This window comes from Coleofasciculaceae cyanobacterium, assembly GCA_036703275.1.
Lineage (GTDB): Bacteria > Cyanobacteriota > Cyanobacteriia > Cyanobacteriales > Xenococcaceae > Waterburya.
On the sequence record DATNPK010000089.1, the window covers coordinates 109,123 to 121,907 of the forward strand.

The following is a 12,785-nucleotide window of genomic DNA, read 5'->3' on the forward strand; positions in this document are numbered from 1 at the left end:
CTTTCGCTAGATGCCGTTTGATTAATCTTTGCCAAGAATAAAAGAGTAGCATTACATTATTTAACATTATGGTTTCGCAACAGTCAGGTCATCCTAGCGACCAAGAGCCAGACCAATGGCAAAAAGATTTGAACCCTGACCCGATGGCAGGTCAAAACCATGGCGTAGAGACAACTCAAGAAGATGTGTATGATTTAACTGCCTATGATCTCGAAGAACTTCATGATCGCCTCGCAGATTTTACCAAAGATGAGTTAAAAAAAATTCCCGTTCTCAAAGTTGGAACTCGTCTGCAACAGGGAGCAACCTATATTAATCTTAACGATCCTTTACGCGAGGAGTTTACGGGAATGGGAGATATGTCAGCAGAAAATAACAATTTGATAATTCCCAAGAATAAAGTTGGTTATGAATTATGGAATCGTTTGATAAGCAGTTAAAAATTGAGTGAAGGCAAAAGGATAAATAGCAAGTAGTTTAAACTACTTGCTATTTATCCTAATGCAATGCAACAACTTATATTAATTCTCGCGCCTTAGATAAAGAAATAAATATCAAAATATTAAACGAGCGCGATCGATAACTTACCAAAAACTTAGACGTGGTTGCCAAACAGATCAATCATCTATGTTTATCTGCGTGCTGTTCGAGAAGCCTAACGGCTACATCTGTAAACACGATGAGCCAAAAGCGATCGCGGTTGCCATAGAACTAATCTCACTCCCTACCGATAAATCCATCTGTGTTTATCTGCCTTCATCTGTGCGACGCGTCGCAAATCATGCACGGGCATATCCTTTAGGGGACTTTTATACAGCAAGATTTCAGACAGATAAGTCCATAACAAAACCTCTAATTGCTTTTGCTCAATAACATTAATTAATTAATCTCAATTTTCCAATGCTTATTAGCTCTACTAAACCCAAGACTACTCAATCCAAAACAAAACTCTGGTTACCCAAGCAAGTACTAGTGACTCCTGCTGCTTATGCCGAAGACTGGGGACAAGAAATTATTAAAAGAGTAGAATCTTTTAACATTCCCGTTATCAAGCTTAGACAAAATAGGATTACAGGATTGCGAGGTAAAAATGAGCGAGAAACTTATGCGATCGCCAAAAATACCTTAGCCATAGTCAATGCACCACCCAGCCAGCTAAAACTAACCCCCATACCACCTTCTGCTGATTGGCAATTTCATTTGGCGCAGGGTTGTCCTGCACACTGCCAATATTGTTATTTAGCGGGGAGTCTGTCTAATGTTCCCGTGGTCAAAGTTTATGCCAATCTACCGCAAATTTTGGCTAATCTTAGCAATTATGAGCAAGAAGAGCATCATACTACCTATGAGGTTAGTTGCTATACAGATCCCCTGGGAATTGAACACCTAACTGGTAGTTTAGCTGAGTGCATTCGCTATTTTGGTACTAGGAGTAGTGCTTCTTTGCGCTGGGTTAGTAAATTCGATTATGTAGATCAACTATTAGATTTACCCCATAATGGACATACTCATTGTCGCGTTAGCGTTAATGCCGATCCTGTAAGTCATTCGCTCGAAGGTGGCACTGCTAGGGTATCACAGAGATTGCAGGCAATACGTAAATTAGCTTTGAATGGTTATCCTATAGGAATAGTCCTTGCACCAATTATGGCGATCGTTGACTGGCAACAACATTACGCTAATCTATTTGAACAGATTGCCCAAACCTTAGATCTAGATTGCGATCTTACTTTTGAATTAATTACCCATCGCTTTACCCCTAAATCGAAAGAGGTATTGCAAACATGGTATCCCAACAGTAAATTGGATTTAGAAGAGGATGATCGCACTCACAAGCGCAATAAATTTGGTGGGGTAAAATACGTCTACAAGAAAGACACGATGCAAGAACTACAAGATTTTATTCAGACTCAAATCAACACCAAGTTTCCTCAAGCTAAGATTTTATATTGGACTTAATCTAACGTCTAGATCGCCAACACAATTGCGTGCCGATTTCTGTTAGATGCACAAATATTAGACTGCTTGAGGCACAACGCTAATCAAGGCGACACCCAGATTCGAACTGGGGGATAGTGGATTTGCAATCCACGGCCTTACCACTTGGCTATGTCGCCACCCTGCTAATAACGCTTAATTAGTATATCAAACTTTATTCACTATTAACCTGGGCTGGAATGAAAATATTTCTAACAGATAGAAGGTTGCTTTTCCTTAGTGCTTGATACTGCTTTTGACAAGGTTAATTGCGTTCCATCTCTGTTCCAATGTACGCTATCAAAAACTTCGTGTAAAATCGAAAAGCCTCTGCCATTCTCTGATTCATCTATTGGTAATTCTTTACCCCGATCGGGGCAACTGTTAAAACTTTTAAATCCTTCTGTAAAGCCGCCGCCTTCATCGGCAATTACCCATGAATATTCTGTATTGGTAACTGTAAATCTAACAATAATAGTTTTGCTAGGATCTAGTTTATTACCGTGCTTAGCTGCATTAACTAATGCTTCTTGTAATCCTAATCTTACTTCTGCTCGCCATTCTAGAGGTACGCTTACTAAGAGTAAATCGAGAACAGGACAAAGATAGAGTGTTGAAGTGAAGCTCATAGTAGTCCACTTGCTTCTATTCCAAGGAATAGGGATGGCAATCACTAATTTATACCTCTAGGTTAAACTGTAGGATTTGTGCTGTTGGAAACTGACGATTATATCTCTTGTGTCAATTTTAGAGTCGATTTAGTGACATTAACTTAAGTATTAAAGCTAGTTAAATTGGCATTTGCTAGCTGAAAAGAAACTTCCTGTTTCCTCCAGATTAGTATTTTTGCCGGTTAAAATTATTAGTTATTAGTTTTTACAGCCTCATCATGGCAGTAATTCCTTTAGTTTGTTGGCGAATCTAACAGCTAAAGTCATAGTCTTCCTCTTGAGGTTTGAACAGATGCTTACATCCCCGATATTATTAATTATACTAAATTTTACCAACAAAACAGATTAAAATCTTGAACTATTGCCTATTCAAAATGACGCAACACTCGACATGAGTGGTTTGAGGAAAGAAATCAACAGGTTGAATCTGAACTGGCTGATACATCTTCGACTGACATAATAGTTTGATATCTCTTGCCAAGGTTGCTGGTTGGCAACTGATGTATGCAATACGCGAAGGTTGCAAATTTAAGATAGCCGTAATTACCTCAGGATCGCAGCCTTTGCGGGGTGGATCGAGCAGCAAAATATCTGGTTGAAGCTCGATTTGTTCGAGACAGTGTTTGACCCTTCCAGAATAAAAAGTTGCGTTTTTGATTTGGTTGATCTTAGCGTTGTTATTTGCCTGTTCGATCGAAGCAGGATTAAGTTCTATTCCGATAACCTGGCTTACTTTTCGAGCCAAAGGTAAGCTAAAAGTGCCAACACCACAGTAAGCATCGATAATAGTTTCATTTCCGATTAAGTTTAATTGTTCAATAATCGCCTGAAGTAATAATTCTGCTGCGCTGGTATTAACCTGAAAAAAAGTATCCGCAGCAATGTGCAATTCAACTCCTGCAAAGATCTCCCGAAGATAAGATTTACCCGCAACGGTATGGGTTATTTTACCTAAAATAGCATTAGTGCGATCGCTGTTGATATTTAAACAAACTCCCACTAGTCCAGGATATTTATCCAACCAAAGCTGTGCTTGCTCTTCAATCCCAACTAACTTGGGATCGGTGGTTACCAAAGTAAGCAAAATTTCCCCAGTATTGCTGCCAATTCTGAGAGATAAATGACGTAACTTTCCCTGATGATTAGTTTCGTTATAGATCGACCATCCTCGCTGCTGAATATCCTGTTTGACCTCTTTTAGCAATGGATGTAAACGCTCATCCTGTACGGGACACTGATTAAGATTAACTAACTTATGGCTACTGTAGCGATAATAACCAGCCTGCACTTGTCCTGTAGCGGATCTGGCTAGAGGGTATGTAGATTTATTGCGGTAATTCAGAGCATCCGATGTATATAGAATTGGCTGCACCTGAATATCTGGGAAACCACCTATCCGTTGAAAAGCCTGGATTACCTGCTGACGTTTTGCTTCACGTTGATAATCCATGTCTATATGCTGCCACTGACAACCACCACACTTATCAGCCACAATACATTTAGGACGTATACGCTGCGGAGATGGATTCAGCAACTGCTGAACTGTACCCTTGGCAAATTTAGCTTTAGACTGAATTATTTTAGTAGTGATGCGATCGCCTGTTACTGTATTAGGTACAAAAACAACTCTCCCTTCATGTCTACCTACCCCTTCGCCACTGCTATTGAGATCGGTTATTTCTAGTTCAACTGTTTGACCTTGCTGTAATTTTTGGTTCATTTATTTAGGATAAATTATTTCAATGAAGATATTTAATCAGATTCGAGCAAGATGAGACTGATAACTAATTTATCGGCGACTAAAGTTAACTTTTAAACCATCGCGGGGATGAGGAGTAGGGACAGTTACTAATGCTAAGTTTTGATTGGATAATAGTTCCCACTGATAATTTTGCAACAACTTGGAGGCAAATAGGCGCATTTCCAACCGAGCGAACTCTTTACCGATACATTCTCTTAAGCCACCGCCAAAGGGAATATAGCCAAAGCTAGCTTGCTTATCCGCTGGCTGTTTGGGTGCAAACCGATCTGGATCGAAGCGATCGCTTTGGGGATAAATCTCTTCGTCTTTGTGGGTTTGAGCAATTTGATATTGAATATTCCAGCCTTGAGGAATCCGATAGCCACCAAATTCAAAAGTTTCTACCGCTTGCCTAAAGCCACCACCTACAGGCGGAATTAAACGCATAACTTCTTTTAGCACCTGTTCGAGATAAGTCATCGCTTTGAGATCTTCTAGTGTTGGAGTACCAGTTATGTTTAACTGATTTTGTTCTTCCACAAGACGCTGCATGACTTTAGGATGTTGTGCGGTTAAAAGACAAAAAGAGGCGATCGCACTAGTTAAGGTTTCGTGTCCTGCAAACAACAGTAACAATATCTGATCTTTTAATTCTTCTAAACTGAGACTATTCCCATCCTCATCTTCGGCTTGAATCAGTAACCCTAACGCATCTTTTCCAGGATTATCATTCTGCCGACGTTTGAGAATAATCTGCTCAAGTTTTTCCAGTAACTTCCGACGCGCTGTTAAAGCCTTGCCAAATTTAGTCCAGGGTAAAGAAATCGGAATCGTAAACAAACCCGCACACCAATCTTCAAAATAGTGTCCGACAGAACTTTGTGAACCACCGTCGGTACTGACAAACAAATTACTGGCAATATCGAAAGTATAGTTGCGCAATTCTGGATACCAGGTAAACATACCTGCCGCTTCCCACTTTTGCAGATAATTGTTCGTAATCTTTTCCATCGTAGGAATATAGCTAGCTAAAGCTCTAGGCTGAAACGCCTCATACAGTAGCTTACGTCGCGAAGTATGAAAGCTACCGTTATTAACCGATAAAGAGTTTTTGCCTAATAAAACTCTGGTACTTTTCGGCCAAGTAGAGACTACATACTTATTCTCATGGCGAAATAAAAAAGTATTAGCTTCTGAACCGATCATCATCACCGTCGGACTACCGAAGACTTTGGTTTGATAAACCTTGCCGTATTTCTCAACTCGTTTTTGATTAAAGTCTCGATCGTTCAAAAAGGCGATCGTTTCACCAATAAAAGGCAATCCAGTTTTACCAGGAGGTTCGGGTAAAGAATTTAATTTACTCTCACTTATAGTCATGTTTTTACCTTCAGTAGCCAGTACTGTTGCAGCTAACTTATATTTTCTCAGTTTTTGATTGATCGAATCTTGCTAATAATCTTCCAGTTTGATAAGCTTTGTTGTAGTCTGGGAGTAAGTTTAAGAATTCCATCACGCTCTTTTTCTTTGGCAGTAATATTATCTCCTAAACAAACAAGCCTAAGCATAAGAAAAATTTATTTAGATTTAGATATTTGTCGTTTTTGGCAATTATTAGCGATCGCTTTAAAGTCGATCATTAATTAAACAACCAGCTAGTTATGGGTTGACTAAAAATATTAGCCACTATTGCTAAAGCGATCGTCACTAAGATCCATTTGATAGATCCCAAAGTGCGATCAATACTTTCAACTTTGGGCTTGACAAAAGCCATATCTTGCTTTTGTTATGATACGTCTTGCTTGAGTTGTGATATGTCCTGTTCTACTATGACCAACCTTTCGGAGTTTTTAATTAGCTGCTGTAAGATTGCTCCCTCATATTGTTGCTTAGATTCAACGTTTGCCACTTTCTATTTTTTCTCCTACTTACCTAGTTCTTTAGATCTAGCTGTAGCAGTCTTAACTGCCTCAATTAACGCCGAACGAAACCCTGCACTTTCTAATTTAGCAACTCCCGCGATCGTTGTTCCTCCAGGACTCGTCACCCGATCTTTGAGGACTCCTGGGTGTATACCTGTCTCTTTTACTAAAGTTGCTGTACCCAATACTGTTTGGGTTGCTAACTGAAGAGCGATCGCTCTGGGTAATCCTGAAGCTACACCACCATCTGCCAAAGCCTCAATTGCCAGTGCCACAAAAGCAGGACCCGAACCTGATAATCCAGTTACGGCATCGAGCAAAGATTCTGGTACTTCTACTACTTCTCCTACGGCGGTAAAAATAGATTTAGCTCGTTCAATGTGTTGCTCTTTAGCGTATGTTCCTGAAGCGATCGCGCTCATCCCTGCACCTACTGTAGCGGGAGTATTGGGCATGACGCGAATTACTGACTGCTGCGGAAAAGCTGCTTCTAGTTTATCTATAGTTACTCCTGCCAAAATCGAAATAACGGTGCTGTTGGTATTGGGAGTAATGTCAACGACAACTGAATTAAATGTTTGAGGCTTAACGGCAAGTAATAGTATTTCAGCAGCAGATATAGCAGCCTGATTGTCTGCCGTAACTTGAACTTGGTATTTTTGGGCTAAAAAATCTCTTCTTTCTGCTCTAGGTTCGCTAACTAATACGGTATTAGCAGCAAAAACTTGTTGCTTTAAAAGGCGGGATAATATAGCTTCTGCCATTACCCCGCCACCAATAATACTGAGGCAAATACTATTAGATTTCATAATCTAATAATACTATTGATTCATTGAACTTACTGAGCTGCTGCATTGGGCTGTTGTCCCCAGGCATCAGGAGCAGGAACAGATCGACGTACATGAGTTTCTGGAGTGTGTACATCTTTCAAAATTCCCGAAAGACTACTGACTTTAACCGAGCTTGGAGTAAACAAAAAGATGCTTTCGCCAACTCTTTCTTGATGACCATCCATAGCATAAGTGCCGCCAGCAATAAAATCAACGGCTCTTTGAGCTTCTTCTGGGTTCATGACATTCAGATTCAATACTACTGACTTACGTTCGCGCAACGCTAGAATAACCTGAGGCATTTCTTCAAAAGAATGGGGTTCAATAACTACTACTTCTGAATTTCCGTTGGCTAATCCTGGCATACCGATCACATTATTTAGCTTCATTTCTTGTTTGCGGTTATTTTTCTGGTTGCTGGGAGATGATACTTTGGTTAGTTCTGGTTGAGTGTGAGATGCCGAAGAGTTAAGAAATGCTTGAGAATCCATTTCTTCCTGAGCAGGATCGTATTCGGCATAATTTTCATCTTCACCCTCGTATCCGTTTTCAATTCCAAAAAATTCTTTTAATGTATTAAACATATTGCTGACAATCCCTATTAATTTACGACTTTTAATTGGCTAGTACGATATTTCTTTAAAATTACTGTTTAGCTATAAGACTCGCCCTTTCCTTAGCGTTCAGATGCGGCTATAACCTTTCTGACGCAGCAAGTTCGCTTATCAATCTAATAAAAAACTATTTTTTTTGGACAACTTGTTTTTATGAGTTATCTTTTGTTAGTCATAGTTTGAAATATTAGGTCAACTATCAGTTTCATCCTCAAAATTTAGTGAGAAAGTGGCTGTGTTCAAAGAAATATTTTGTTTGGCGACTCAATTCTACTCCACATAACCCCAAATGACAGGTTCGGTACGATCTATTTATTGATTTAAATTTATTTAACTTAGCTTTTATTTATTTTTATTTACAATCAAAATTGAAGTGATTTGTTACTATCTGAATTTGGAGAGTGATAGAAAATCGATATATTTAATTTCATCTAGGTAGCGATCTGCAATTTTTCTCAGCTATCAGCATCTAAACCAAAAGCATACTTAAGGGATACATATCTTGATACTTAGGCATAAAAAATACTTCTCAAGTCAAATTATGCTCTGTTCGCTCAATAGCAAAAGAGCGAGCGCTTTGATTATACCTCCAGTGTTTTTGCTGATCCTTTCGCTTTCACAATGCTTGCTTAAGTATTTAAGTATTTCGCTCGCCAAAAATAATTCTACCTAGACGAATTGCCGTAGCACCTGCTTTGATTGCCAGTTGGTAATCACTAGACATTCCCATCGATAGCTGTTCCATGCTTAAATTCGAGTAGTTCTTTTGTTTTATTCTTGTTGCTAATTGATGGATTTCTTGAAATGCACTTAAAGTTTGTGCAGGAGACAATCCCTGAGGCAAAATTGTCATCAAACCCTGAATATTAAGATACTGATATTGATTCAATTGCTCTAAATCTTGTAACAATTCTGCAACTTGCCAGCCATACTTATTAGGATCTGATAAAACCTTGGTCTGCAAGAAAACTTTAGGTATACGGTTCAACTCCTCAGCGAGCCTGTTTAATCTTTGCGCCAAAGCAAAACTATCTACTGAATGAATCCAGTCAAAATTTTCCATGACTTTTCTAGCTTTATTTTTTTGAATATGACCAATAAAATGCCAGCTAATATCAGTTAAATCTTGTAGCTGTTCTTGTTTTGTTAAAGCTTCTTGAAGACGATTTTCACCAAAATTGCTGATTCCTGCTGCATAAGCTTCTCGCATTGCTTCAATGCCGACTTGTTTGGTAATTGCGATTAACTCAACATTTTGGGGAATTTGCTGCTTGATTAATTTAATTTGCTGCGTAATATAGCCTTCCATTAAGTTATTCTTTGAATTGGAGGTCAAAACTAAAGAAAAGTGCGTTGATAAATAGCCTGTAATTGTCGATGTTTTTCTGCTTCTCGGTCTAATAATAATCTTCGGAGTAAACTTTCCACTAACATACGAGCATCTGTCCTGCTAATAGGTTCAAAAGAAAAAGACGCGCTACTAGTAGTTACGGTAAAAAACAGACGTTGAGCGTACAGGGTAGTAAATAATTCTTGATTATCTTTCAACAGACATATTCTGTAGAGAAGTCCGAAAGTAGGGTGATTCAGGTAAACTTCATTGGGTTGATTATTCACTCGGTAATTAATTAATTTTTGCTATGTGCCAAGAATATTCTAAAAATTATACTATTCACCCTTCACCAGTGGAAATTCAAAGTTATAGATATAGCAGTCAAATTTATAGCTGAGGACATCAGAATCTTGTTACAAAGAAAACGGGGAAGAGGAAATAGGAAAACGAGTAAAAATATTTTAATCTTTGCCCCGACTGCTATAACTCAGTATAAGTGAAGCTAATTATCTTAGATGAGCGTTAAACTATGGCTCAGTTGTGATAGCATTTTTGGGTCGAAAATCAAGTTATCGTTCTGATACCAAAGCTCAAAAAAACTAGATCTAAAACTATATATAGAGTAATATGGGCTAATCCTCGTTTACGAAACGCTATATGTGGTAAAAGTTGAGCTATAGTAAACAGACGAGTAAAAACTTTTCAGCCTCAGAGTATATGCAGCCAAGTTTCCCGTTAACCAGCAACTCCATATCAACAGCTAATTCAGAGCCAAAAGTCTCGAAAACTGGACGTAATCAGCAGCCGATCGCTAATCCTAATGGTTTAGGTAGCGTATTGCCTCAACAGCGTGATTCTACTTGCGCTCAGATGCCAGGAGAAATATTTGAGGCTGGTTCAACGACATCGATTCAGGTGGTAAGACGAGATGGTTCACTTACGCCTCTTAATATATCTAAAATTCGTTCTGTAGTTGAATGGGCCTGTAGCGAACAAAATGTTAATCTAATTACCCTAGAAGCTGGTTTAACCACTAGATTACGCAGCGGTGTAACCACTAGAGATATTCAGGATAATTTAATCGACTGCGCGTTGGGAATGTGTAGTCCTGATGAACCAGCATGGCGTTATGTAGCGGGAAGACTGCATATCTGGAGTCGCTGGAAAGATACTCAGGTAAGTCGGGGATTTGGCTATGGAAACTACCCCGCAGCAGTGCAATTTCAGCTAGAGGCCAAACGTTACGATCGCAATATTTTAAAATACTCTACGGCTGAACTAACGAAAGCAGGAACTTGGATTAATCCTGATTGGGACAAAGATTATGATTATGCTGGGGCAGTACTGTTAACTAAACGTTACCTGTTAACCAATGAACTACCTCAAGAAGCTTATCTTACCTGTGCTTTACTGCTTGCTGTTAATGAAAAGTCCGAAGTTAGATTGAATGTAGCCAGATCTTTTTATGAAGCGATCGCCCAACGGAAAATTTCCTTAGCCACGCCGATTTTAGCTAACTTAAGAGTGCCAGATGGTTCTTTGAGTAGCTGCTTCATCATTGGCATGGATGATAATTTAGAAAGCATTTTTGCCGAAATCACCAACGCAGCCAGAATTTCTAAGAATGGTGGTGGCGTTGGGGTAAATGTCAGTCGGATCCGCGCTACTGGTAGCTGGGTAATGGGCAAAGATCATGCTTCTGGGGGCGTTATTCCTTGGATTAAGTTGCTCAATGATACGGCGATCGCCGTTAATCAGGGTGGACGTAGGGCTGGGGCTGTGACTATTGGCTTGGATATCTGGCATTTAGATGTGCCTGAGTTTTTAGAGATGCAGGCGGAAAATGGCGATCGTCGTCGCAAAGCCTATGATGTCTTTCCCCAACTGGTAATCGTCGATGAATTTATGCGTCGAGTCGAGCGATGCCAAAAGTGGACGCTGGTAGATCCCTATGAAGTTAAAGAAAAGTTAGGTATTGAGTTAGCCGAACAATGGGGCGAAAACTTTGAAGCTGCTTATGCTCGAATTGAAGCAGAATTGGATCGTAAAATTACTCTCTACAAGCAAATAGATGCCCGCGAATTGTTTAAACACATTATGCGGAGTCAGGTAGAGACAGGAATGCCTTATCTGGCGTTTAAGGATACGATTAATCGGGCAAATCCCAACAAGCATGAAGGTTATATTCCTGGGGTAAATCTCTGTTGTGAGAGCTTTAGCAACGTCAAGCCAGGGTTGGAGGCGCACTGCTGCAATTTAGTATCTCTTAATTTAGCTAACGTCGAAGAATCTGAAATAGCTGATGCTGCTCGCTTAGCCGTGAGAATTCTCGACAATACAATTGATATAACCAAGCCTCCCTTTACCGATAGCAAGACCCATAACGACAAATACCGCACGATTGGCGTAGGCTGTATGGGGTTAGCTGACTGGCTGGCAAAACGCCATTTAACTTATGAAAGCCTAGCGCAAATTAGTCATCTGTTTGAAGAGGTTGGCTACTGGTCTACCGCCGCTTCGATGGAATTAGCCAAAGAGCGTGGTGCTTATGCGGCGTTTCCTGGTAGCGAATGGAGTAAAAACAAACTAATAGGTTCTAAGTCGTTAGAGGAGATTTTAGAACTTGCTCAAGATAAAGATCGTTGGATCCAGTTAGCCCAGAATATTAAAACCTACGGTATTCGTAATTCACATATTACGGCGATCGCTCCTAACACTTCTTCTTCTCTGGTACAGGGTTGTACCGCTAGCATTCTACCTGCATACAGTAAGTTTTTCTATGACAAGTGGGCAAAAGGTACTGTACCTATTGCTCCTCCCTTTATCGAAGATTGCTTTTGGTTCTATCGCGAAAATAAAAGTCTCGATCAGAAAATCGTAGTTAAAGCAGTTGCAGTTATCCAACAGTGGATCGATACAGGCATTTCAATGGAATTATTGTTTAATCTCAATCAAGGAGTATATTTCCCTGATGAACCAGAAAGAGCAGTGAAAGCTAAAGATATTTATGAAACCCTAATCATGGCATGGAAAGAAGGCTGTAAAGCTGTCTATTACGTTCGTACTGTCCAAAAAGATGACTTTAAAGAGTCTGGTGAAGGCTGTACAGCTTGTGCCAATTAAAATTGCTTCATGTTTTTGAGGATGGGTAGAGTTATAGCGAAACCCATCTTTTCTCTAAGTTAGTCCAGTAATTTATTTAATCTCAGACGCTACTATTAAATCACCGCATGATCGGGCTACCATGATGACTGACGATATACCATTTCTGCGCCATTTTCTGAAAGACATTAGTTGCCATTGATTGCGCCTTCATTTTTTTGCCTCGGCTTGACTGCAACACTATTTCTCTGACCATCACGTAAGCAAGTGAGCGATCTGTTTCCACTTTGACAATTTCTATATCTATCTCCAAAGAATCAGTGTTACGAAAAATAGCGTCCCACGAGTCTCTAATCTCTGACCAACCTAAAATCGGCTGACTACCAGGATGAATGCACAAGCTAGTTGAACCTTGCCACCATAAAGATGTCATTGCTTGGAGATCCTGACTAGAAAAAGCCTGGTAAAAAGATTCATTAGTAGCTAAAACTATCTCTTTGTCTGTTGGATTAGTCATAAAAGAATTCCGCTTAACACCTATAGATTGTGTCTATAAAGTTTATCGTTTTCATTATGTTTTCTCAGTTGGCATAAA

Annotated in this window: 14 protein-coding genes and 1 tRNA gene; 4 read left to right on the forward strand and 11 right to left on the reverse strand. The window is 39.5% G+C overall.

The window, feature by feature from the left end; all coding sequences use genetic code 11:
• The first annotated feature begins 68 nt into the window (after positions 1-68).
• From V6C71_17090 to V6C71_17100, 3 genes are all read left to right on the forward strand, one after another.
• Entirely contained in the window at positions 69-440 is a 372-nt protein-coding gene (locus tag V6C71_17090) for a hypothetical protein (GenBank protein HEY9770178.1), read from the forward strand.
• 187 nt (positions 441-627) lie between these two features.
• Positions 628-873: a hypothetical protein gene (locus V6C71_17095; GenBank protein HEY9770179.1), complete on the forward strand. Its 246-nt coding sequence runs from the start codon at positions 628-630 to the stop codon at positions 871-873.
• 27 nt (positions 874-900) lie between these two features.
• A complete protein-coding gene (locus V6C71_17100; protein HEY9770180.1) occupies positions 901-1,959 on the forward strand; it encodes a radical SAM protein in 1,059 nt (352 codons plus the stop codon).
• Positions 1,960-2,045: 86 nt separating this feature from the next.
• Here V6C71_17100 and V6C71_17105 read toward each other — a convergent pair.
• The 10 genes from V6C71_17105 to V6C71_17150 all read right to left on the reverse strand — a co-directional run bounded on the left by V6C71_17105 (position 2,046) and on the right by V6C71_17150 (position 9,372).
• Positions 2,046-2,117: transfer RNA gene (locus tag V6C71_17105), tRNA-Cys, on the reverse strand.
• Positions 2,118-2,189: 72 nt separating this feature from the next.
• Positions 2,190-2,651, reverse strand: a complete 462-nt coding sequence (locus V6C71_17110; GenBank protein ID HEY9770181.1) for an anti-sigma regulatory factor — start codon at positions 2,649-2,651, stop codon at positions 2,190-2,192.
• 355 nt (positions 2,652-3,006) lie between these two features.
• Positions 3,007-4,368 (reverse strand): 23S rRNA (uracil(1939)-C(5))-methyltransferase RlmD, encoded by a 1,362-nt coding sequence (gene rlmD / locus V6C71_17115; GenBank protein ID HEY9770182.1) that lies wholly within the window; start codon positions 4,366-4,368, stop codon positions 3,007-3,009.
• 69 nt (positions 4,369-4,437) lie between these two features.
• Positions 4,438-5,769: a cytochrome P450 gene (locus V6C71_17120; GenBank protein ID HEY9770183.1), complete on the reverse strand. Its 1,332-nt coding sequence runs from the start codon at positions 5,767-5,769 to the stop codon at positions 4,438-4,440.
• Between the two features lie 259 nt (positions 5,770-6,028).
• Entirely contained in the window at positions 6,029-6,163 is a 135-nt protein-coding gene (locus V6C71_17125) for a hypothetical protein (protein ID HEY9770184.1), read from the reverse strand.
• 12 nt (positions 6,164-6,175) lie between these two features.
• Positions 6,176-6,298 (reverse strand): hypothetical protein, encoded by a 123-nt coding sequence (locus V6C71_17130; GenBank protein ID HEY9770185.1) that lies wholly within the window; start codon positions 6,296-6,298, stop codon positions 6,176-6,178.
• A 15-nt stretch (positions 6,299-6,313) separates the two neighbouring features.
• A complete protein-coding gene (proC, locus tag V6C71_17135; protein ID HEY9770186.1) occupies positions 6,314-7,120 on the reverse strand; it encodes a pyrroline-5-carboxylate reductase in 807 nt (268 codons plus the stop codon).
• A gap of 29 nt (positions 7,121-7,149) precedes the next feature.
• Positions 7,150-7,725 (reverse strand): cell division protein SepF, encoded by a 576-nt coding sequence (locus V6C71_17140; protein ID HEY9770187.1) that lies wholly within the window; start codon positions 7,723-7,725, stop codon positions 7,150-7,152.
• 667 nt (positions 7,726-8,392) lie between these two features.
• Positions 8,393-9,064 (reverse strand): YggS family pyridoxal phosphate-dependent enzyme, encoded by a 672-nt coding sequence (locus V6C71_17145; GenBank protein ID HEY9770188.1) that lies wholly within the window; start codon positions 9,062-9,064, stop codon positions 8,393-8,395.
• A 29-nt stretch (positions 9,065-9,093) separates the two neighbouring features.
• Entirely contained in the window at positions 9,094-9,372 is a 279-nt protein-coding gene (locus V6C71_17150) for a PipX family protein (protein HEY9770189.1), read from the reverse strand.
• A 433-nt stretch (positions 9,373-9,805) separates the two neighbouring features.
• On the opposite strand from V6C71_17150, the gene V6C71_17155 reads away from it, so the two are divergent.
• Positions 9,806-12,211, forward strand: a complete 2,406-nt coding sequence (locus V6C71_17155) for a ribonucleoside-diphosphate reductase subunit alpha (protein HEY9770190.1) — start codon at positions 9,806-9,808, stop codon at positions 12,209-12,211.
• A gap of 100 nt (positions 12,212-12,311) precedes the next feature.
• Here the strand turns inward: V6C71_17155 and V6C71_17160 are convergent, their stop codons facing one another.
• Positions 12,312-12,707 carry a nuclear transport factor 2 family protein gene (locus V6C71_17160; protein HEY9770191.1) on the reverse strand — a complete coding sequence of 132 codons (396 nt, stop codon included), beginning with the start codon at positions 12,705-12,707 and terminating at the stop codon, positions 12,312-12,314.
• Between the last annotated feature and the right edge of the window lie 78 nt (positions 12,708-12,785).